The 20,125-nt window shown below is 70.4% G+C and carries 20 protein-coding genes; 10 read left to right on the forward strand and 10 right to left on the reverse strand.

What is annotated here, in order from left to right; all coding sequences use genetic code 11:
- Positions 1-25 precede the first annotated feature (25 nt).
- Positions 26-922 (reverse strand): LysR family transcriptional regulator, encoded by an 897-nt coding sequence (locus AB0M88_RS23475; RefSeq protein WP_364105545.1) that lies wholly within the window; start codon positions 920-922, stop codon positions 26-28.
- Positions 923-1,061: 139 nt separating this feature from the next.
- On the opposite strand from AB0M88_RS23475, the gene AB0M88_RS23480 reads away from it, so the two are divergent.
- Complete coding sequence (locus tag AB0M88_RS23480; RefSeq protein WP_364105547.1) at positions 1,062-1,478, forward strand: glyoxalase; 417 nt, start codon at positions 1,062-1,064, stop codon at positions 1,476-1,478.
- Here AB0M88_RS23480 and AB0M88_RS23485 read toward each other — a convergent pair.
- From AB0M88_RS23485 to AB0M88_RS23505, 5 genes are all read right to left on the reverse strand, one after another.
- Positions 1,465-2,373 carry a DUF427 domain-containing protein gene (locus AB0M88_RS23485; RefSeq protein ID WP_364105549.1) on the reverse strand — a complete coding sequence of 303 codons (909 nt, stop codon included), beginning with the start codon at positions 2,371-2,373 and terminating at the stop codon, positions 1,465-1,467. The genes AB0M88_RS23480 and AB0M88_RS23485 overlap by 14 nt on opposite strands.
- A 135-nt stretch (positions 2,374-2,508) precedes the next feature.
- The gene (locus AB0M88_RS23490; RefSeq protein WP_364105551.1) at positions 2,509-4,647 is read right to left on the reverse strand and encodes an MOSC and FAD-binding oxidoreductase domain-containing protein; all 2,139 of its coding nucleotides are present in this window, start codon (positions 4,645-4,647) and stop codon (positions 2,509-2,511) included.
- Positions 4,644-5,339 carry an SDR family oxidoreductase gene (locus tag AB0M88_RS23495; protein WP_364105553.1) on the reverse strand — a complete coding sequence of 232 codons (696 nt, stop codon included), beginning with the start codon at positions 5,337-5,339 and terminating at the stop codon, positions 4,644-4,646. The genes AB0M88_RS23490 and AB0M88_RS23495 overlap by 4 nt, the downstream gene beginning before the upstream one ends.
- Entirely contained in the window at positions 5,320-6,033 is a 714-nt protein-coding gene (locus AB0M88_RS23500) for an aquaporin (protein ID WP_364105555.1), read from the reverse strand. The genes AB0M88_RS23495 and AB0M88_RS23500 overlap by 20 nt, the downstream gene beginning before the upstream one ends.
- A gap of 9 nt (positions 6,034-6,042) precedes the next feature.
- Positions 6,043-6,426 carry a tautomerase family protein gene (locus AB0M88_RS23505; protein WP_364105557.1) on the reverse strand — a complete coding sequence of 128 codons (384 nt, stop codon included), beginning with the start codon at positions 6,424-6,426 and terminating at the stop codon, positions 6,043-6,045.
- Positions 6,427-6,703: 277 nt separating this feature from the next.
- Here AB0M88_RS23505 and AB0M88_RS23510 point away from each other — a divergent pair, with 277 nt between their 5' ends.
- The 3 genes from AB0M88_RS23510 to AB0M88_RS23520 all read left to right on the forward strand — a co-directional run bounded on the left by AB0M88_RS23510 (position 6,704) and on the right by AB0M88_RS23520 (position 8,541).
- Positions 6,704-6,919 carry a hypothetical protein gene (locus AB0M88_RS23510; RefSeq protein ID WP_364105559.1) on the forward strand — a complete coding sequence of 72 codons (216 nt, stop codon included), beginning with the start codon at positions 6,704-6,706 and terminating at the stop codon, positions 6,917-6,919.
- 69 nt (positions 6,920-6,988) lie between these two features.
- Positions 6,989-7,177, forward strand: a complete 189-nt coding sequence (locus AB0M88_RS23515; RefSeq protein ID WP_364105561.1) for a hypothetical protein — start codon at positions 6,989-6,991, stop codon at positions 7,175-7,177.
- Positions 7,178-7,194: 17 nt separating this feature from the next.
- Positions 7,195-8,541 carry a serine hydrolase domain-containing protein gene (locus AB0M88_RS23520; RefSeq protein ID WP_364105562.1) on the forward strand — a complete coding sequence of 449 codons (1,347 nt, stop codon included), beginning with the start codon at positions 7,195-7,197 and terminating at the stop codon, positions 8,539-8,541.
- On the opposite strand, the gene AB0M88_RS23525 is transcribed toward AB0M88_RS23520, so the two are convergent.
- A complete protein-coding gene (locus AB0M88_RS23525; protein ID WP_364105563.1) occupies positions 8,515-8,976 on the reverse strand; it encodes an SRPBCC family protein in 462 nt (153 codons plus the stop codon). The two genes, AB0M88_RS23520 and AB0M88_RS23525, sit on opposite strands and share 27 nt — an antisense overlap.
- 92 nt (positions 8,977-9,068) lie before the next feature.
- Between AB0M88_RS23525 and AB0M88_RS23530 the strand changes: the two genes are divergently transcribed.
- Positions 9,069-10,427 (forward strand): radical SAM protein, encoded by a 1,359-nt coding sequence (locus AB0M88_RS23530; RefSeq protein ID WP_364105565.1) that lies wholly within the window; start codon positions 9,069-9,071, stop codon positions 10,425-10,427.
- 166 nt (positions 10,428-10,593) lie between these two features.
- Here AB0M88_RS23530 and AB0M88_RS23535 read toward each other — a convergent pair whose 3' ends face one another.
- The 3 genes from AB0M88_RS23535 to AB0M88_RS23545 all read right to left on the reverse strand — a co-directional run bounded on the left by AB0M88_RS23535 (position 10,594) and on the right by AB0M88_RS23545 (position 13,156).
- Positions 10,594-11,310: a hypothetical protein gene (locus tag AB0M88_RS23535; protein ID WP_364105567.1), complete on the reverse strand. Its 717-nt coding sequence runs from the start codon at positions 11,308-11,310 to the stop codon at positions 10,594-10,596.
- A gap of 344 nt (positions 11,311-11,654) precedes the next feature.
- Complete coding sequence (locus AB0M88_RS23540; RefSeq protein WP_364105569.1) at positions 11,655-12,386, reverse strand: MBL fold metallo-hydrolase; 732 nt, start codon at positions 12,384-12,386, stop codon at positions 11,655-11,657.
- Positions 12,383-13,156, reverse strand: coding sequence for an alpha/beta hydrolase (locus AB0M88_RS23545; protein WP_364105571.1), 774 nt, complete (start codon positions 13,154-13,156; stop codon positions 12,383-12,385). Before AB0M88_RS23545 ends, AB0M88_RS23540 begins: the two co-directional genes overlap by 4 nt.
- 50 nt (positions 13,157-13,206) lie before the next feature.
- Here AB0M88_RS23545 and AB0M88_RS23550 point away from each other — a divergent pair, with 50 nt between their 5' ends.
- The 5 genes from AB0M88_RS23550 to AB0M88_RS23570 all read left to right on the forward strand — a co-directional run bounded on the left by AB0M88_RS23550 (position 13,207) and on the right by AB0M88_RS23570 (position 19,418).
- Entirely contained in the window at positions 13,207-14,073 is an 867-nt protein-coding gene (locus AB0M88_RS23550) for a helix-turn-helix transcriptional regulator (protein ID WP_364105573.1), read from the forward strand.
- Positions 14,074-14,093: 20 nt separating this feature from the next.
- Positions 14,094-15,155 carry a hypothetical protein gene (locus AB0M88_RS23555; RefSeq protein WP_364105575.1) on the forward strand — a complete coding sequence of 354 codons (1,062 nt, stop codon included), beginning with the start codon at positions 14,094-14,096 and terminating at the stop codon, positions 15,153-15,155.
- Positions 15,152-16,765, forward strand: coding sequence for a hypothetical protein (locus tag AB0M88_RS23560; RefSeq protein ID WP_364105577.1), 1,614 nt, complete (start codon positions 15,152-15,154; stop codon positions 16,763-16,765). Before AB0M88_RS23555 ends, AB0M88_RS23560 begins: the two co-directional genes overlap by 4 nt.
- The gene (locus tag AB0M88_RS23565) at positions 16,755-17,387 is read left to right on the forward strand and encodes a hypothetical protein (RefSeq protein WP_364105579.1); all 633 of its coding nucleotides are present in this window, start codon (positions 16,755-16,757) and stop codon (positions 17,385-17,387) included. Before AB0M88_RS23560 ends, AB0M88_RS23565 begins: the two co-directional genes overlap by 11 nt.
- A 231-nt stretch (positions 17,388-17,618) precedes the next feature.
- Positions 17,619-19,418, forward strand: coding sequence for a cellulose-binding protein (locus tag AB0M88_RS23570; protein WP_364105581.1), 1,800 nt, complete (start codon positions 17,619-17,621; stop codon positions 19,416-19,418).
- Positions 19,419-20,125 lie beyond the last annotated feature (707 nt).

Raw genomic sequence — 20,125 nt, forward strand, 5'->3', positions numbered from 1 at the left:
GGCCGATTGCGGTCAGAATCCGGCCTCAAAGGAAAGTCGCGCGCCCGTCGTCCGGGAGGCCCCGGCGGCGGAGGCCGGCCACGAAGCGGCGGCTCAGCGCGTCGGCCGGGGCGGCCATGGTGGCGATGACGTCGCGCAGGATCGGCGGGTCGAACGAGCGGACCGTGCCGTCGCGGCGGCCGGACAGCGCCGACACCGGGACGATCGCGACGCCCATGTCGGCCGCCGCCAGCTGGGCCGCCGTGCGCGGGCTGCGGGTGCGCAGCACGGTGTCGAACGCGATGCCGTGCTCGGCCGCCAGATCGTCGACCCAGGCCGCCATGCCGTTCTCCGGGTCGTAGTGGATGAACGGCTCCTTGGCCACCGCGGCCAGGCCGACCGCGGCCTCGTCGGCGAACCGGTGACCCGGGCCGGCCACCACGACCATCTCCTCGACCCCGAGGGTCTCGACGTGATGGCTGGTCGTGGTCGGGCGGGGCCCGACGATCAGGTCGGCGTGGCCGTCGGACAGGAACCGGTCCATCCGGTCGGCGCTGGAGAACTCGCTCAGCTCGAACGCCACCTCGGGATGCCGCAGCCGCCACTCCCGCATCGCCGGCGTGAGCAGCCACGTCGTCATGGTCTCGGCCGAAGCGATGCGCAACCGGCCGGCCCGGCCCTCGGCGACCTTGCGGCCGATCGTCACCGCCAGCGCGGCGTGGTGCAGGGCGTTGCGGGCCTCCTGCGCGACCGCCAGCCCGGCCGCGGTGGGCCGGATGCCGCGGGGCAGCCGCTCGACCACCGGGGTGCCGATCTCCTTCTCGAGCGCGGAGATCTGGTGCGACAGGGCGGGCTGCGACAGGTGCAGCGCGGCCGCCGCGTTGGTGACGGAACCCGCCTCGACCAGCGCGACCAGGCACTCCAGCGCTCGTAGTGTGGCCATTGCCGCGATCGTAGCCCCGAACTGGCGGGTAACCCCAGGTCAGCCCGGTGACGATGGTGACAGGTATCGAAAAGATGGATCGCCGGCCCAGAAAAGACGCATGACTACAAATGGTCTGAACGTGTCACGATCCGAAACTGTGAACTACACCCTCGAAGTAATCCCGGTTCCGGTCGCCGATCTCGACCGGGCCAAGAACTTCTACATGGCCCAAGCCGGTTTCGTTCTCGACGTCGACTACGCGCCCAACCCCGATTTCCGGTTGATCCAACTCACCCCGCCCGGGTCGGGATGTTCGATTCAGCTCGAGGTCGGCACCGGCCGGCACACCGGCCTCTGCCTGGTCGTCACCGACCTGGTTCGAGCCGGCCGGGAACTGGGCGACCGCGGCGTCACGGTGGACAACATCCGGCACAAGGCGTCACTGCCGGACTGGCAGGGCGACTGGGCGCCCGGGGTCGACCCCGAGCGCCGCGACCTCGCCAGCTTCGCCGACTTCCACGACCCGGACGGCAACGCCTGGGTGCTGCAGGAGCGGGGCTTCAGCGGTTCTTGATCTCGTCGGCGTCCAGGCCGCGATCCACCCCGTGCGGGATCACGGCCTGGCCCGGCTCCAGGGTCAGCGCCCGGCCGTCGAGCGTGACGTCGACCAGGTCGGGCTCGAACGAGACCAGGCCGGAAACGCGGGCCACCTCGGGCCACGCCTCGAGGTACGACCAGGCCGCCCGGCGCCGGTCCCCGACGTCGTAATAGCTGCACAGACCCTTGTACGGGCAGAACGTCTGACCCTCGACCGGCGCGAGGACGCCGGCAGTGACGTCCTCGCGGGGCACGTACCACCGGGGCGCGAAGCCGCTCTCGTAGAGCGCCAGCGGCCGGTGCGTATCGGCGATGACCCGGTCGCCGTCGCGGACGACCAGGTGGCGCGAACTCTGCCGGATGTCGTTGCGGTGATAGAGATCGGCCGCATGCCCGACGATCCGCTCGTCCTCCTCGAAGAACGCCTCCATCATCCGCCAGGCGAACGCCACGTGCCCTTCGAGCGCGCCCGCCCAGGGCGGCAGATCGGAGTACGCCCAGGCGCCGCGCTCGGCCCGCGCCCCGCCGCTGACCCCCGCCTCACCGCTGACCCCCGCCTCACCGCTGACCCCCGCCTCACCGCTGACCCCCGCCTCACCGCTGACCCCCGCCTCACCGCTGACCACGGTGAACCACTCGGTGGCGCCGAACTCCCGGTGCTTGGTGACCTTGCCGGAGGGTTCGAGGACGCCGGGCCGGACGTCGTCGCGCGGGAAGAACGCCACCGGGTAGTGCGCCGGCTCGTGCAGCAGCGTCACCCGCTCGCTGTCGGCGATCCACTCACCGCCGAACCGCACCCGCATCCGGCGGCGCAGCGGCTCGGCGAACAGCAGGCGCTCGGGCAGCGGCTCGGGCGACAGAAAATGCCCCACCGAGCGTTCCGACAAAGGTCCTTGTTGCCATGCCAATCCCATAATCGGAGCCTAAATCCGCCCGGCCGTCAAACAATAAGGCCGATCCATGCGACTTTTCTTTCGCCGATATCGAACCGCCGAATAACAGGCGGCCTAAAGGTCGAGCACGACGTCGTCACGAGGAAGAGCGCAGCACACCAGCACCTCGCCCGGGCCCGGCTCCTCAAGCGGCGGGTTGGTGTAGTCGATCGAGCCGGAGAGCAGCGCCGTCACACAGGTGTGGCAGACGCCGGTGCGGCACGACCATTGGGTCGGCACGTCACAGGCCTCGGCCATCTCCAGCAGCGACCCGAACCGCTCCGCCGCGCGGGTGCTGATGCCGCTGCGGGCGAAGGTGACCAGCGGCCCGGTGCCGGGCGGCCCGGGCGGCTGGTGCGGCGGCACCACCCGCACGTCGGTCACGCCGGGGTTGATCGGGGGGCGGGCGCCGAACAGCTCGCTGTGCACGTTGGCGGCGGGAAGGCCCGCTGCCACGAGGGCTTCGCGCATCGCCGCCATGAAGGCGTCGGGGCCACAGACGTACGCCGTCGCACCCGCCGGCAGACCGAGGGCCGCCACGGCGTCGGCGGTCAGCCTCCCGGCCGTCCACGCCCAGCCGACAGCACCACTCTCCGCAGGACCAACGACGGCCGCCCCCTGACCGGCAGCCGGCCGCCCCGGACCAACAGCACCCGGCCCCTGATCGGCGAGCGCCCGCGCAGAGCCAACGGCACCAGCGCCCTGACCCGCGGGCGTCTCCGCAGGACCAACGGCGCCGGTCCCCTGGCCCGCAAGCACCTGCTCGGAGCCAGCGGTCCCGGTTGCCTGACCCCCAGGCGCCTCATCGTCGAGCGCCTCACCCACGGGCGCCTGCTCAGAACCAGCGCCCTCGGCCGCCCCACCCGCGGGCGCCTCACCCACGGCCGCCTCACCCACGGCCGCCCCACCCACGGCCGCCCCACCCACGGGCACCTCACCCGCTGGCACCTCACCCGCGGGCGCCGGCGGGCGGGCAGCGGCCGTGGGCGGGCGGGAATAGAAGATGCGCTCGTGGGCGTGGGGCAGGGCGCCCAGCAGGGCGTGCGCCTCGGCCGCGAAGGCGTGTTCGGCCGGGCTGCGGGCCGCGTGGAGCCACCACACCTCGCGGGTGGTGTGTTGGTCGGCCAGGCGGCGGAGCATCGCCAGCACCGGGGTCGCACCGATGCCGGCCGACACCAGCACGACCGGGCCGTCGCCGTCGGTCAGCGTGAAGTCGCCTCGGGGTGCGGCCGCTTCGACCGTCGCGCCGGCCAGGAGTTTGTCGTGCAGGTAGTCGCTCACCGTGCCGTGCGGCTCGCGCTTCACGCTGATGCGGTAGGACTTGCCGTCGGGCACACCCGAGATCGAATAGCTGCGGACCGGTGGTGGGGTTCCCGCGCTGGTCACGCGTACGGTCAGGAACTGGCCCGGCGCCGGCGCCGGGAGCGCCGAACCGTCGGGGGTCGAGAGCCAGAACGACGTGACGAAGGGCGTCTCGGCGCGGGTGCGGGCCACCACGAGGGGGCGGAAGCCGCGCCAGCCCGGTTCGACGCCGACCGCCGGGGTGTCGATCGGGCCGCCCGCCTCGACCGCGGCGAGCATGTCGCGGAAGGACTGCTGCCAGCCGGGGCTCAGCGCCTCGATCGTCACCGCCTTGCGGAGTGTTTCGAGGTCGCGGTGCGGGAGGTAGAGCAGGCCGTCGATGTCGGCCACGCTCAGGGCGTGCTTGCCGACGCGGGTGCGGATGATCTCTTCGCCGGAGGCGACGTGCCCCTCGGTGATCACGCGCAGGTAGAAGCCGGGCCGCCGGTGGGCGACCAGCAGGGACGGCATGGCCGGTTCGCCCAGGCGCATGCCGACGCGGAAGCAGGTGACCCGCGGCTGGGTGACCTCGAACTCGGCCTCGCCGATCCGGTAGCGGTCGCCGATGTGGACCTCGTGGTCGGGCAGGCCCTGGACCGTGAAGTTCTCGCCGAACGCGCCGAATTCGAGCCGGTCGCGGTCGAGGTGTTTCTGCCAGTGCTCGTAGGACTCTTGCTGGTAGACCAGCACCGCCCGCATCTCGCCGCCGTGGCCGCCCAGGTCGCCCTGGCCGTCGCCGTCGATGTTGAGCCGGCGCACCATGCGGGCGCCCTCGACCGGGCTCTTCCAGACGCCGGTGTGCACGGTGCGGCCCTGCCAGGCCACGTCTTTGGGTAGCCCGACGTTGAGCGAGAGGAGCCGGCCGCCGCTCATGTGAGCGGCTCGCCGCCGTCGACCTTCAAGGTGACTCCGGTCAGGAAGGTGTTGGTCATCGCGAACAATACCGCCGACGCGATGTCCTCGGCGGTTCCGACGCGGCGGGCCGGGTTCTCGGCCGCCTGTTTCTCGAGGTAGGCCGGGTCCCAGATGCCGGTGTCGACGACGCCGGGCGAGATCGCGTTGACCCGGACCGGGGCGAGTTCGACCGCGAGCGAGCGGGTGAGGAAGTCGACCGCCCCGTTGGTGATCGCGACGCCCAGGTAGCCGACGTTGACCTTGAACGCGTTGACGCCGGAGAACAGGACCAGCGATCCCCCGCTGTTGATCCGGCCGACGAGATGCCGGGCCAGCATGAGCGGGCCGATGACCTTGGTGTCGAAGGACTGCCGCACCGCCTCGCGGGACAGCTCCCCGATCCGGCCGCGGGCCCGGGCGCTCACGGTCGACACGACGTGGTCGACCGGGCCGATCCCGCCCGCGAACGCCTCGATCGACACATCGTCGGTCAGGTCGACGGTCGCCGCCGAAATGCCCGGCTCGTCGCGGTAGGCCCCGGCCAGCCTCGCCGCGTCACGCCCGGCGACGACCACCCGCGCCCCTTCGGCCCGGGCCCGCAACGCGACCGCCCGGGCGATGCCGCTGCCGCGGCCGATCACCACGACGGCCTTACCGGTCAACTCGCTCATCGCGACTCCCCCTCAGGATTTCGTACGCGAACCCGCCCGCGACCGCCCCCGCACAAGGCCCGAGCAGGTAGACCCAGAAGTGGCTCCACTGCCCCGCGGCGAGGGCGGGGCCAAGTGAGCGCGCCGGATTCAGCGACGCCCCGGTGAGCGGCCCGAACGCGAACGACGTCGCCCCGACCACGGCCGCGATCGCGAGCCCGGCCGGCACCCCGACCGCGCGGGCGTCGGTGGCCACACCGGCGATGACCAGCATCAGCAGCGCGGTGAGCACCGCCTCGACGAGTACGGCCCGCCCCGCGCCGATGCTCGGAACGGTCGCGCCCAGGTTCGCCGGCCGGTTCGGCCAGATCGCCCGCAGTGTGAACCCGGCGAGGACGGCCCCGGTCGACTGGGCCGCGGCGTACGAAAGGAAGCGTCGGCCGGAAAGCCGGCGCGTGAGCAGAAAGCCCAGGCTCACCGCGGGATTGAAATGGGCCCCCGAGATGTGGCCGAGGCCGCCGATCAGCGCGAGCACGACCAGGAAGAACGCGATCGCGGCGGCCGGGCGGTCGAGCACGACGGCGCCGCACCCCACAACGACCAGGAAGTAGGTGCCGATCGCCTCGGCGAACAGCCGGCGCGCCTCGCCGGCGAAGGCGGAGTGCGGCGATGCCAGTTGGGGTGCCGGCTGGGGGGGCCGGTGGGGGGTTGGCATCGCCGCACGTCAGGAGGGCTGGTGGAACTGGGCTTCGCCGTTGCCGAACGACCAGTTCTCGCCCGGCGACTCGACGACCGAGATCAGGACGTCCTCGGGGCGGACACCCGGGTTCTTGCCGAGGCGCTCGACGATCGCCCGGTACATGGCGAGCTTCGCCTCGACCGGCTTCGGCGCCCAGAAGATCTGGATCTGCACGAGGTCGCCGGAGCGGTCGATGCCGAGGAAGTCGCCGTACGCGAACTCGCCCTCGCCGTGCTCGGTGAGGGCCATGAAACGGTCGCCGTCCTGGATGTGCACGGTCTCGCGGATCGCCTCGTGGATGCCGTCGAGAATCGCCTGCTTCCACTCGGCCGTCCTGCCCCGGCGGACCGCGACGCGGGTCACTGGCATTGCCGTTTCCTCCCTGCGGGCGCGGACGAACAACGGAGGCAGAAAACCGAACCCCGTGTTCACCGCGAAATAAGAGTCGCCCATTCCTGGTGAAGCTAACACCGGGCCCCGGAAAACAGCATTCGATTCTTTTTATGGCGCCGATAGATACGCCGAATTACATCGTGGCCGGCCGGGTCCACAGTGCGGGCGTGGCACGGCACGATCGGCGCAGGCGCCGCCTGACGGTGTAGGGCTCGTCGCGGATCCGCTGGCTGCGCCGGCCGGCTCGCCGGCGGTGCTCGCCCCGGCGGTGATCCTCGTGCTGGTCGCCCGGGCGGCCCGCACGTCGGTCGTGCTCAGCGACCGGGCGACCTACACGTGGCCACCGGTGCGGAAGGCCTACCTCTCCGCCGACCTCTCCGCCGAGCGGTTCGTGCGGCAGGTCCGCCACCTGCTGCCCGGCGAGGACCCGGCGGCACGCCCGGCCCGACATCGCCCGGCTGACGGCTGACCGCGACCGGCTCACCGAGGCCCGCGCGCAGACCATGAGCGGCGCCTACGTCCTGGGCCCCACGACCCGATGCGGGACCGGCCGGCCGAGCGGGCGGCCGAGATCGAGCGGCCGACGGCCGAGATCGACGCCGAGGTCGAGCGGCGGGTCGCGGCGCTCACCGCGACCGGCCGGGCGTGGGGCGAGTTCGTCTATCGTCGCGACCGGGCCGAGCGCGGCGAGGCGGTGCTCATGGCCGGGCGGGGGCTGCCGGGTTGATCGGGTATAACAGCCCCATGACCGAGCTACCCCGGAGCACCCCGGCCGAGCAGGACGTCGACTCGCGCGGCATCGACGCGTTCGTGGCGGCGCTCGAGCCGATGCCGGACGTCGAACCGCACAGTCTGATGGTGCTCCGGCACGGTCATGTGGTCGCGTCGCGCTGGTGGGCGCCCTACGGGCCCGACCGGCCGCATCTGCTCTACTCGCTGAGCAAGAGCTTCACTTCGACGGCGCTCGGGTTCGCGGTCGCCGAGGGGCTGGTCGACCTCGACGCGACCGTCCTGTCGTATTTTCCGGCCTGGGAGGCGAAAGTCACCGGCGAATGGTCGCGGGCGACCCGGGTGCGTGACGTCGCGTCGATGGCGAGCGGGCACGACGACGACATGGCCGACGCGGCCGCCGAGGCGGGCGGCGGCGACATGGCGCTCGGGCTTCTGCTGCTGCCGCCGGCCTTCCAGCCCGGCACCCATTTCGAATACAACCAGCCCTGCACGAACACGGTCGCGGCGATCGTGCGCGAGGTCAGCGGCGGGTCACTGATCGACTTTCTGCGGCCGCGGCTCTTCGAGCCGCTCGGCATCGAGACGTACGGGTGGCTTCGCGACCGGGTCGGCCGGGAGCAGGGGTTCTCGGGGCTGTTCACGACCACGTCGGCGATCGCGAAGCTGGGCCAGCTCTATCTCGACCGGGGCCGCTGGCAGGGGTCGCAGCTGCTCCCGGAGTCGTGGGTCGAGGAGGCCACCCGCTTCCACGTGGCGTCGAACCGGCCCGGGCAGCCCGACTGGGACCAGGGCTACGGGTTCCAGTTCTGGCGCAGCCGCCACGGCTACCGGGGTGACGGGGCGTACGGGCAGTACATGGTGATCCTGCCCGAGGCTGACGCGGTCGTCGCGATGACGGCGCAGAGCCCGTCGATGGACGGGATGCTCGACGCGCTGTGGGAGCACCTGCTGCCGGCGCTGACCGCGTCGACCGGGCCGGCCGGGGCGTGGCCGGTCGAGTGGCCGGTGCTGCCCGTTCCGGAAGGTGATTCCTCGACGCGGCAGCTTCCGGAAGGGACGTTCACGACGGTGGCAGGTCCGGTGAGAACGGTGCGGCTCACCCCGTACGAAATCTCGCTGGCCGACGACGGCCCGGCGGTGACCGCCAAGCTCGGGCCGCCGGACGCCTGGTTCGTGGATGGGCCGATCGCCACCGCGCACACCTGGTCGGGCGGAAAGCTGCTGGTCGACGTGATGTTCGTGGAGACGCCGCACCGGTTGCACGTCGTGATCGACCCGGAGGCCGGCACGTGCGATGGGGCCTGGCAGTCGGAACCGCTCAGCCGGCCGCGCCTAGCCGACCTGCGGATGCCGCGCTGACTGCCGCCGCTCGGCGAGATCGGCGAGCCGCCGCAGCGCCTCGATGTTGCGCCGGTGCAGCACGAGGTTGTGGAGGCCGTTGCGCAGGCCGCGCAGGGGGCCGGTCTCGAAGTCCTCGCGCATGATCACGCGGGTGCGCCCGGGGCCGGCCGGCTCGAGCACGAGGTCGACGTTGGCCTCGCCGAGTGGCCACAGACCGGCCTGCAGGTTGAGGTGCCGGTCCCGGGTCATCTCGGTGACGGTCGACGAGTCGTGCAGCGAGAACGGCCACGGGCCGGCCTTGTGGTGCAGCTTGCTCCCGACCTCGGGCCAGTGCTCGTCGACGTCGCGGATGTGCGAGGTGCCGACCACCCAGTCGCTGTAGGTCCAGCCGTCGGCCAGCACAGCGAAGACCTGCTCGGGCGGGGCGTTGACAGTACGCACGGTGATGGACACAGGTGGGGTGTACCCGCACCGGCGCGGAATACGCCCAGAGTCTTCACATCAGGCGCGCCGCTTCTCCACGGGCCGTCCCTAGCCTTCCGGCCATGCGTGTGACGATGATCCTGCCCGCGTTGACCGAGGCCACCTCGCCGTTGTTCCGCCCGATCAAGTACGCGCTGTTCCCGCCCCTCGGGCTGGCCACGCTGGCCGGCTATCTGCGGGAGGACGACGAGATCCAGATCCTGGACGAGCACGTGGAGCGGATCGACGCCCGGATCGCCGACGACCGGCCCGACATCGTCGTCATCCAGGCCTACATAACCTCGGCCCGGCGGGCCTACGAACTGGCCGACCTCTATCGTGCGCGCGGGTCGTTCGTCGCCCTGGGCGGCCTGCACGTGACGTCACTGCCCGACGAGGCGGCCGCCCACGCCGACGCGATCTTCCTCGGGCCGGGCGAGGACACTTGGCCCGAGTTCCTCGCCGACTACGACGCCGGCAACCCCCGCGCCCGATATGTCTCCACCTCGCGCGACCTCTCGGAGCTGCCGCCGATCCGCCGCGACCTGATCAAGCGGGAGCGCTACCTGGTGCCCAACTCGATCGTCGTCTCGCGCGGCTGCCCCCACCACTGCGACTTCTGCTACAAGGACGCCTTCTTCGAGGGGGGCAGGTCGTTCTACACCCAGCGGGTCGACGACGCGCTCGCCGAGATCGACCGCCTGCCCGGGAAACACCTGTACTTCCTCGACGACCACCTGCTCGGCAACCGGCGCTTCGCCTCGGAGCTGTTCGACGGGATGCGCGGCATGGGGCGGCGCTGGCAGGCGGCGAGCACGGTCGACGCGATCCTCGCCCCGGGCCTGCTCGAGAAGGCGGCCGCGGCCGGCATGCGCAGCTGCTTCGTCGGCTTCGAGACCATCAACGCCGGCAACCTGGCCGGGCAGCGCAAGCGGCAGAACATCGGCCGCAGCTACGAGGCGGTGACCCGGCGGCTGCACGACGCCGGCGTGATGGCCAACGCCAGCTTCGTCTTCGGCATGGACGGCGACGGCCCCGACGTCTTCGACCGCACGGTGGAGTGGGCGGTCACCAACGGCATCGAGACCGCCACCTTCCACATCATGACCCCCTACCCGGGCACCGCCCTGTTCCGCCGGATGCAGGCCGAGGACCGGATCACCCACCGCGACTGGGACCTCTACGACACCCGGCACGTCGTCTACCGGCCGGTCGGCATGACCCCGCGCCAGATCGAGGACGGCTACCGGCGGGCCTACCGGGAGTTCTACCGGTGGCCGGCGATCTGGCGCGGAGCCGCCGACAAGCCGGCCCGCGACCGGCTACGGCACCTGGCGTACGCGGGCGGCTGGAAGAAGTTCGAGCCGCTCTGGGACGCACTGATCCGTTCCGGTCAGGTGCTGCGCGCCCTGCCGCTGCTCGAGCGGACGCTGGGCCGCTAGAACACCGAATCGTCTCGCTCACTTCTTGCGCCCCTTGGCCACGACCACCCGGAGTACCCGTGGATATCTCCGGCCCCCACGGAGTAGCCGTTGGACTCGCGCGCGAACGCGGCGGCGAAGGGAGCGCGATGCCTCAGCGAGCCGACGAAACTCTGCAGAACTCCGCTCATGACGCCTGCGGTGCCTGCAAGCACTCGGTCAGCCACTGCCTACTGCTCAAGGAGCGCTCGCAGAGTGTTGTCTCGGACGAGTACGGCAGCATGATCAATGCGGGGCAGAGGTTCGCGCCGCTACCCACATCGATGACCCGGCCCAGCGAATGGCGCGCCATGGCGGCGGCAAAGAAGTCAGCGACGATTTGAGCGTCCTCCCGGCGCACTTCGCGGTATTGCTGATCGAATTCGGCCTGCGCGTCGAACCGCCCGAGGTAGAGCCAATCGCTGCCATCGGTACCACAACCAGGCCTGCCCGCCGCAGCCGCTCGGCGAGCTGGACCAGTGGGCGGGTGGTCCTGCCGTCGATGAGCACGGGTTTCGCTGTCGAACCGGCCGGACAGCCGGCTCGTCGAGCCGGTCTCCACCAGGACGGTCCGGTCCGGGTGCATGGCGAGGGCCAGCCCGGCATCGGCAAGCAGATCCGGACCATCGGAGGGGGTGACGACAACGACCACGGCATCAGCGGCGGCGAATCCTTCGCGCAGCACATCCTGGCCGCGGGGTCCGCGACCCTTCCGGTCGGCGATCTGGTCCGGGCCGACCAGCACCAAGCCGAGCGCCTGCAGGAAGCCCCGTAGCGCGTCCCGGCCCCGGCTCTCCGAGCCGGCGATGAGGAAGACCCGATTGGCGGACTCGTCGCGGTGGCCCGGGACCCCAGCGATCTCCACCGGCCCCCCGGCCGACCCGAAGCCATGCCTGGGCACGACCCGTTCCGGTCTGGAGCTTCACGTCCTGAAACTGAGCGTGCCTCAGGTCCGGAAAAGCCGCGCGGACCCCGACGCCCGCGCGCGCAAAAGGTCGTCGCGCAACGCCGCGATCGTCTCCGCTGGCCCGATCCCGTCCGACGGATCCGCCATAAGGATCATCCTCCTCATTGCCGGCGGTGCCCCCACCGTAGTTTTCCGAGGCTGGCGAAAAATCAGTCGTCCAGGCGATGCAATCCCCTTATGTCGAGACGGATTGTCCGTCCTGCGGGCCATTCCTCGCGGCATCGGGCGCATTTCAGCGGACGCTAGGCCGTCAGCGGCACGCCGGGCAGGAGCAGGCGGACCTCGGTCTGCGGGGCGAGCCGCCGGGCCGCCTCGGCGAAGGCGACCGGCTCGCGCCGCGACTTCGTGATCAGGAGGTCGCCCAGGCGGCCACTGGTGAACGCGTAGTGGTGCGGGACGGCGATTCTCGCCCGCAGGGCGCCCGCCAGCTGGGCCGCCTCGGTGGCGTCCATGACGACCTGGCGATCGCCGGCCGGGCGGACGCAGAGGCCGTTGATCGGCAGCAGCGCCAGGTCGAACGGGCCGAACCGGTCCGGCAGCTCGTCCAGCTCGGGGATCTTCAGGGTGTCGCCGCCGAAGAACACGGTCCGGCCGCCGCCCTGGATCACGTAGGTCACCTCGGGCACGCCGTGCAGGCCGGGGGTCGCCGTGACGGTCACGTCGCCGAGCCTGGTTTCGTCGCCGGCTGCCAGTTCGCGTACGTCTCGGAAGCCGAGGTTGCGCGCCCGCGCAACCACCGTGTGCGGCGCGATGAGCGGCACGCCGAGCCGGCTTCCGAGCGCGTCGAGATCGCAGTGGTCGTAGTGTTCGTGGGTGACCAGGATGCCGTCCAGCTCCGGAAGCTGGTCGACGGTGAGCGCGACCCGCTCGCCCGGGTCGTAGGTCGGCGTCACGGTGAACCAGGGGTCGGTCAGCAGCGTGCGGCCGCCGATCTCGAGCAGGTGGCAGCTGTGTCCGATCCGGGTCAGCCTCATCGCTCGGCCCCGATCGCGGCCAGCAGTTCCTCCGGCGTCTCGATCTGCGGCAGGTGGCCGGCCCCGGGGATCAGCGTGAACCGGGCGCCCGGGATCGCCTCGGCGAGCGCCCGGCCGTAGGCGGGGACGGCGATGCCGTCCGACTCACCCCAGACGACCCGGACCGGAAGGTCCAGACGGCCGAGACGATCCCGTAGGCCGGGATCGGCCATGCGCATTTTCGTGTACGCCGCGAGCGCCGCCAGGTCCGGCCCCGGCCGTCGCCTCGGGTCGGGCGGAAACCGCTCCGGGTCGTGAAAGCTGAGTTTGCGCAGCTCGTCCGGGGTGAGGCCGGAGACGTCCGTGACGGGATGCCCGGGCACGTCGATCCCGACCGCGTTGACCAGGACGATCCCGCTGACCCGGGGGCTGGACCGGAGCGCGAGCTCGGCCGCGATCCAGCCGCCGATCGAGTTGCCGATCACCGTGACGTCCCAGAGGTTTTCGCTTTCCAGGAGGTCGGCGTAGAGGCCGGCCAGCGCCGGGACGCTGTCGAGGCCGTCGGCGCGCGGGGTTCCGTCGAAGCCGGGATGGGTCGGGACGAGCACGCGGGCGTTCCAGCGGGCGGCCAGCAGGTCGGCGAAGCCGGCTACCGAGGCGGGGCCGGCTCCCCCGTGCAGCAGGAGGAACGGCCGGGTCCGGTCACGCTCGCCCACCGTCAATTGCCGGCCGTCGAGGTTGTGGACCGTGGTCTTCTGCTGCCATCGCATTTCGGCTGGTGTCGTCGTCACGCCGACCATGATTCGGTTCCCCGGCGGCCGGCGGGAGATGATGGTTGATCGTGGGACTCCGACCACCACCCTCGCCCGGCCCGGACCGCACCTCGCCCGCCGCCGCTCGGCGGGCTGAGCTGGCCGACTTTCTGCGGACGCGGCGAGCGGCGGTCAGCCCCTCCGACGTCGGGCTGCCGGCCGGGACGGGCCGGCGGCGTACACCTGGTTTGCGCCGTGAGGAGGTCGCCCAGCTCTCCGGAGTCGGGTTGTCCTGGTACACCTGGCTCGAGCAGGGCCGCGACGTGACCCCCTCCGACCAGGTGTTGTCGGCGCTGAGCCGGGCCCTTCTGCTCTCCCCCTCCGAGCGCGAGCATCTGTTCCTGCTGGCCGGCGTCGCCGCACCGGCTGCCGCCGTCTCGGGACTGGATGACGAGACCGCCGCCCTCGTCGACGGACTTCTACCCCATGCCGCTTTTGTGCTCGGCCCGCGATTCGACGTGCTGGCCCACAACCGGGCCGCCGCACTGATCATGGGCGATCTGGTGTCGGCGCCGCCCGCGCGGCGCAACCTTCTGGTGTGGCTCTTCGCCGGTGACGGCTGGGGCGGCGCGGCCTGGGAACAGACGGCCCGGGCCAACCTGCTCGACTTCCGCACCGAGTACGCCCGGCACCCCGGCGATCCGGCCTTCCTCGCGCTGGTCTCCACGTTGTCGGACACCAGCCCGCGCTTCCGTGACTGGTGGGAACAGCACGACGTGCAGACGATGGAGCCGGCCGTCAAGCACATTACCCACCGTGATCTCGGCCCGCTGCACCTGCTGGCCGGCCAGAGCCGCCCGACCCACGCGCCGTGGTTGCGCCTGCGCATCCTGGTGCCGGCCGACTCCCGTACGCGCTCGGCGGTGGCCTCGGCACTCGCGGCTCGGTCAGACTAGAGCCGAGGAAAGGCGGCGAGATGAGACGTTTGCACTCCTACAATCCCGTGGGGCTGGCCGCGTGGGAGATGGAGTCTTACGCGATTCTCACCGAACGCCGATATCGACGGCGTGTTTGGCAGCAGGCCGAACGTCTGGTCGCGCTCCTGGCCGGCAAGGGCGTCCTCTACGACGATCTCGGCCCAGCGCTCGTCCCCGGCCCGGTCGGCCACGAGGTCATGCTTCTTTTCGATATCGAGGCCTGGCCGGAGTCGGGCAACTACGCGACCGAGGCGGGCCGCGCACTGATCGAGAGCATGACGGCCGGTTCGAGCCATGCCATCGCGACCGGGGACCTCACCAACCCGTACGGGAAGGATCTACGCACGGTGTTCCCGGAGATGAGCGTCTCGGAAGGCTATGTCGGTCGCGCCGCCCACTGCTACGCGGCCCTTCTGACCAACGTCGACGACCGGTGGCTGGCCCGGGCTCATCAGCGACTCTCGAAGACCGAGGCCTACATCGGCGCGGTCAGTGAAGACTGGAGCAGTGCGACTCGCGCCTACCTACAGGCGGTGCTGGTTCCGACCTACCTGAAACACGGCCGGACAGTGATCTCCGTCCACGAGGCGGAGGTTCCGGACGAGGAGAACTCCTACATCGAATCCTGGCCCTGGCCGGGCCGGACGACTTATCAGTGCCGCACGGTGCCGGAAGCGCTGTGGGACCCGTTTCTGACCTACCGGGTCGAACAGTCGCCGGCGCCCGCCTTCGTGCTCGACCCCACGTTCCTCGAGGCACTTTTCGGAACGGGCTCCGGGGCCCTCGAGAGTTACCGGTCCAGCGTCGCCGCCGGACTCGAGTCAGCGGATCGGGCCGCCTGGGAAGCGACGGCTCTGCACCTGCTCAACCCGGGCGAGATCGCCGATCTGATTCTCGAGCGAATCGAGCGGGGTTACGTCTACGGAGTCGTCGACGAGCCGGATGGCACCGTCAGCTTCCGAGTCGGGTTGGTCGTCGACGGCCGCCCTCCTCGTGGCGTGCGGGTCGACCTCGGCTATCGGGCCGAGCCGCGTCAGCTGGTGCTGGTGTCGCTCTCATGAGGATCGCCGTCCAGGCCAAGCCGGATCCGAATGGCCGGCCGGTCGACGTCATCACCTGGCCGCAACTGATCAACATTGCGGTGCTGACCGGGAAATACCGGCGGGACGAGATTCAATCGTCCGTGGCCGGCGCCTTGATCGCGGTTCGGGACAGCACCGCCGGAAGACTGCGGTCGCGATCGTTCGTCATCTACCTCGGCGAGACAAGCACGACCGACCGGAGTCGGGTCACCGTCGTGGCCCTGCCGTATCCCGTCGCCACGGACGTCTTCGAGATCGTCCATGCCCGCCTTGTCGCCTCGGGCGTCGCCGGGTGGAGCACTTCGCCACCCAAGGACGTATTTGCCACGCCGCTGTTCCGCTACCAGGCCGGACGCCTGATCAGCTACTACGACCCCTTCGAACCGCGGGAGAATCCACACCCGGACGCCGGCTTCGAGGTACGCGGCTACCGGCTCCGCGATCGGCCGGCGGGACACTCCGGCCACCGGCCTGCCCTTCCCTGGCCGTCCGTCCGGGCGGACGCCCGGCACACCCTGGCGTCCTGGTCCGAACTCCGGAACGACATTCTCGCCTTCACCTACGCGGTCCGGAGCCCCGGAACCTTCAGCTCGCTGAAGGAGCGGGTGCGGAAGGCGTTCGGCATCGAGGTGCGGACCCGTTCGGCGACGGAGCTTCCGCTGTTCGGAGCAATCGAGACCGGCTGGATCGTCGGTGAGGAACCGGCGACCACGGTTCGGATCAGCGTCCGGGCCGACCTCTCCGACCGCCAGAAGTATGTCGTTCTCGCCCACGAGCTCGCGCACTACGTCCTGCACTTCCCGATGCTGATGATCGCCAAGATGGTCGAGCAGGCCGCGTGGTCGGATCCGGGAACGGAGTACGCCTGGTACCGGCTTCAAAGCCGGGTGCTGGGTCCCCTCTCGACCTGGATCGAGCCCCAGGCCACCTGCCTGGCGAGCAACCTGATCCTGGCGCCACGTTTCAGCCCGCGCGCCCTGGCGGACGTGGTCTTCGAGAAAGGGCGGGCGGTGACCCGTGAGGAACTCGCGTGGCGGTTTCTCCGGTCCTACTTCCCGGAAACCGCGGACCGCGATTACGGTTGGCGGAACTACGACCAAATGATCGAGCACATGGAATCCGACCTGAATTTTGTCGCCGGCCGCGACGAAAGCAATCTTGATACGCTCTTCTACCAATTCCTGGCGGCCGTGATAGATCGGGAGTCCCCCGACTTCCAGACCCGGAACCATACACTGCAGTTCCGGCTCGAGCGGCTGTATGCCGAGATGTTCCAATACATGGCCGCCGGGCCGGACCGCCGTCCGGCTCCGGCGACCACGGCGACGATCGTGCCGGCCGCCGACCTGACCCGGGCCCACTACCGGCGTCTCTACGCCCCGCGGACCGCCGGGGCCGGCAGCGGGACCGCCCCACGCGTGCCCCTCGTTCCGGCCGGGCGGAAGAGGGAGCTCTGGGTCGACCCCCGTCGGCCCGGCGCGCCGGCCGACCTGGAGACCTGGCGTGATCGGCACCCGGAACGCGCTACGGTCGTCTATCCGTACGCCGACGTACCCCGTGCGACGATGTGGAGCCTCGATGACGACTGACCGCCCGGAGGACCAGCTCATCGTCACGGCAGAGACCCTCCTGCCCGCACTGGGACTCCAAGACCTCGAGGGTCTTCTCGGATCGGCGGCGGCCAAGCGTGACCTGTTCGGCCGGTTCCTCGAGCGCTACGCGGACCGCGCGACGCGCGTAAAGGGCGACGAACACACCTCCGGCAAGGGCGCCGTCCTGCCGTACCGGATCCCCGGGACCCGGTTCATGATCGACCTGCGCGGTCTGGACAAGGCCGACGTCAAGGCCTTCGTCACCTTCGGCCTCCTGCTGGCCGCGTCGGGCCACGTCACGTTGAAAGACATCTCGGCGGCGAGCCTGGTGGCGGCCCTCTCCCGCTTTCGGAAACTGAGCACGGAGCTCGGCGAGCGGTCGGTCTACGAGGTGGTTCGCGCCGGCCAGCCGACCGGCGTGGCCACGGTGGCCCGCCAGCTGTACGGCCGGCGGTGCCCCTACCCCACGGCCGCCTGCCGGCATCTGTCGCCCTCGGACGGCACCTGCGCGATCACGCTGGACGCCGCGAAGGACGTCGTACGGGCACTCGTCGCGTCACAGGTCCTCGCGCCGTGGAACCCCGGCGCCGACGAGGAGCTGTACCGGGTCCGGCTCTGAGTGAGCGGCCCGGCCTTTCTGCAACAAACCTGCAAATGGTTTTTATTGACTCACGTATATTTCACGTGAAAGATTCCAAAGCGGAATACCCGTCCTCGGATACCGCCTTCAGCTGCGCCTTCAGTTGGGCCGACGCCATCTGAAATTGCAAATCCTCTGCCATTTGTTGCGATGGCCCGGGCGCCCCTGTCCCTCCCGGCGGCATCCATTTGCGACAAGGAGAAACATCGCATGTCATCCTCAGCTCGCATCCGCCGATGGCGCCGGTTGGCCGGTGTCGGCGGGCTGGCCACCCTGGTCACCGCAGGGATGTTCGTCTTCGTGAGCAACGCCGAGGCGGCCTCCGTCCTCACCGCCGACTTCGAGTCCGGCAGCACCAGCGGCTGGTCGAAGTCGGGCGGCACCTGGTCGATCGTCAGCGACGGTTCCCAGACGCTCCGGCAGACCAACGCAAGCAGCGAAAACGCCCGTGAGTTCGCCGGCGACGCCTCGTGGACCGACTACACCGTGTCGGCCCGGGTGAAGCCGCTGTCGTTCGGCTCGGGCGGGTACGCCGGGTTGCTCGCGCGATCCAAGAGCTCGACCACGTTCTATCGCGTGGCGGTGCTGTCCTCGGGCGTACAGCTGCAGGCGGTCAACAGCGGAAGCGTGACCGTTCTCGCCTCCGCGTCGCGCGGCGTCGCGGTCAATACGTGGCACACCGTGAGCCTCACGGCCAGCGGGAGCACGATCAGTGCCAGCTTCGACGGCGCGTCGGTCGGCTCCGGCACCAGCTCGGTCGCCGCGAGCGGCCGGATCGGGTTGCAGACCGCGTTCGCTTCGGCGGGCTTCGACGACGTCACCGTTTCCACCAGCGGCGGCACGACGACTCCTCCGACAACCGGGCCGACCACTGGGCCGACCACCACCCCGCCCACTACCGGGCCGACCACCCCGCCCACTTCCGGTGCTGTCTACGCGGCCCCCAACGGTTCGGACAGCGCGGCCGGCACCCAGGCGGCGCCCACGACGATCACCTCGGCGCTCACCCGGATCGCGGCCGGCGGCACGATCTACCTGCGCGGCGGCACCTACAACCTGTCCACCACGGTGACGATCGCGCCCGGCAACAACGGCACGTCAAGCGCCCGCAAGACCCTGTCCGCCTACCCGGGTGAAACCCCGGTGCTGAACTTCTCGGCGATGGCCGAGGCCGACAGCAACCGCGGCCTGGCGGTCAACGGCAACTACTGGCACATTTACGGCATCACCGTGCAGCGGGCCGGCGACAACGGCATCTTCGTCGGCGGCAGCAACAACGTCATCGAGCGCATCGTGACCGCCTTCAACCACGACAGCGGCCTGCAGATCTCCCGGATCGCCTCGGACACCCCGCAGTCCCAGTGGCCGGCCAACAACCAGGTCATCAGCTCCGAGTCCCACGACAACGCCGACTCGGACGGCGAAGACGCCGACGGCTTCGCGGCCAAGCTCACGGCCGGCCCCGGCAACGTCTTCCAGTACGACGTCTCCCACAACAACATCGACGACGGCTGGGACCTCTACACCAAGGACGACACCGGCCCGATCGGCCCGGTCACCATCCTGAACTCGCTGTCGTACAACAACGGCACCCTGACCAACGGCCAGGTCAACGACGCCGGCGACCGCAACGGCTTCAAACTCGGCGGCGAAGACATCGGGGTCAACCACAACATCCAGGGCAACATCGCCTACCACAACGGCCACCACGGCTTCACCTACAACAGCAACCCCGGCTCGATGACGATCGCCCACAACGCGAGCATCGACAACGCCGAACGCAACTTCTCCTTCGACGAGGGCACCTCGACCTTCACCGGCAACACGTCGTGCCGCTTCGCGGTGAGCGGCTCCAACGACAAGACCGTCGGCACGGTCGGCAGCGACAACCAGTTCTGGACCGGCACCAACGGCTCCCGCTGCACGTCCTACTCGGGCAGCCTGGGCTGGTCCTTCGCCTCCAACGGCCACTTGACCGTCACCTTCGGCGGCACCGTGGTCACCCCGTAATTCCCACCGCCGGGCCGGCCCCCGCCGGCCCGGCGGCACCCCACATCGGGCTGGATGCTTCCCTCACCCTCCTTTCCTGTACGCCCGTAAGCCCCGTCGGCCTATCGCGCTGTCGTCCTGGTGCTTGTCTTGCCCGCGCTGCCTTGATGGTTCTGGGCGATCAGGAGTCCTGAACCACCATGGTGGACAAGCACTATCCGGCCGAATTCGAGGCTGACGCGGTCGCGCTCCACCGGTCTCGGCCGGGCGTGACGACCACACAGATCGCCGACGACCTGGACGTCAACCGGGAGACGCCGCGGAGCTGGGTCCGGCTCGATGACCAGCGGCGAGGCAAGACCGGCCGGCCGACGACACGGGCGAGGTCACAGCCGGCCGGCACGAGAACGCCGAGCTGCGCCGGCGGATTCGTGAGCTGGAAGAGGAACGCGACATTCTGCGCAAGCCGACCCGGCATCTCGCCGAGTAGGCGCGCTGGTGACCCGCTTCCAGTTCGCCGACCACCAGGCGCGCTACGGCGTGAAGCCGTTGTGCCGGCTCGTCGGGGTCGCCCCGGTGATGCGCCGCTACCGCGTCCAAGGTTTGCGGCTACGTCGGCGGGTCCAGACCACGACCCCTGATCGGCCGGGACTTCACCGTCCCGACGATCAACCGGCGCTACGTCGGTGACATCACCCATCTGCCGGTCGGCGAGCACCGCTTCCCTG

This window comes from Actinoplanes sp. NPDC051411, assembly GCF_040682075.1.
Lineage (GTDB): Bacteria > Actinomycetota > Actinomycetes > Mycobacteriales > Micromonosporaceae > Actinoplanes.

Excerpts from the sequence above, each read along its gene's own strand:
- AB0M88_RS23475 (WP_364105545.1), bottom strand. The coding sequence starts at position 922 with ATGGCCACACTACGAGCGCTGGAGTGCCTGGTCGCGCTGGTCGAGGCG.
- AB0M88_RS23490 (WP_364105551.1), bottom strand. The coding sequence starts at position 4,647 with ATGAGCGGCGGCCGGCTCCTCTCGCTCAACGTCGGGCTACCCAAAGAC.
- AB0M88_RS23495 (WP_364105553.1), bottom strand. The coding sequence starts at position 5,339 with ATGAGCGAGTTGACCGGTAAGGCCGTCGTGGTGATCGGCCGCGGCAGC.
- AB0M88_RS23500 (WP_364105555.1), bottom strand. The coding sequence starts at position 6,033 with ATGCCAACCCCCCACCGGCCCCCCCAGCCGGCACCCCAACTGGCATCG.
- AB0M88_RS23505 (WP_364105557.1), bottom strand. The coding sequence starts at position 6,426 with ATGCCAGTGACCCGCGTCGCGGTCCGCCGGGGCAGGACGGCCGAGTGG.
- AB0M88_RS23515 (WP_364105561.1), top strand. The coding sequence starts at position 6,989 with ATGCGGGACCGGCCGGCCGAGCGGGCGGCCGAGATCGAGCGGCCGACG.
- AB0M88_RS23520 (WP_364105562.1), top strand. The coding sequence starts at position 7,195 with ATGACCGAGCTACCCCGGAGCACCCCGGCCGAGCAGGACGTCGACTCG.
- AB0M88_RS23530 (WP_364105565.1), top strand. The coding sequence starts at position 9,069 with ATGCGTGTGACGATGATCCTGCCCGCGTTGACCGAGGCCACCTCGCCG.
- AB0M88_RS23540 (WP_364105569.1), bottom strand. The coding sequence starts at position 12,386 with ATGAGGCTGACCCGGATCGGACACAGCTGCCACCTGCTCGAGATCGGC.
- AB0M88_RS23555 (WP_364105575.1), top strand. The coding sequence starts at position 14,094 with ATGAGACGTTTGCACTCCTACAATCCCGTGGGGCTGGCCGCGTGGGAG.
- AB0M88_RS23560 (WP_364105577.1), top strand. The coding sequence starts at position 15,152 with ATGAGGATCGCCGTCCAGGCCAAGCCGGATCCGAATGGCCGGCCGGTC.
- AB0M88_RS23565 (WP_364105579.1), top strand. The coding sequence starts at position 16,755 with ATGACGACTGACCGCCCGGAGGACCAGCTCATCGTCACGGCAGAGACC.
- AB0M88_RS23570 (WP_364105581.1), top strand. The coding sequence starts at position 17,619 with ATGTCATCCTCAGCTCGCATCCGCCGATGGCGCCGGTTGGCCGGTGTC.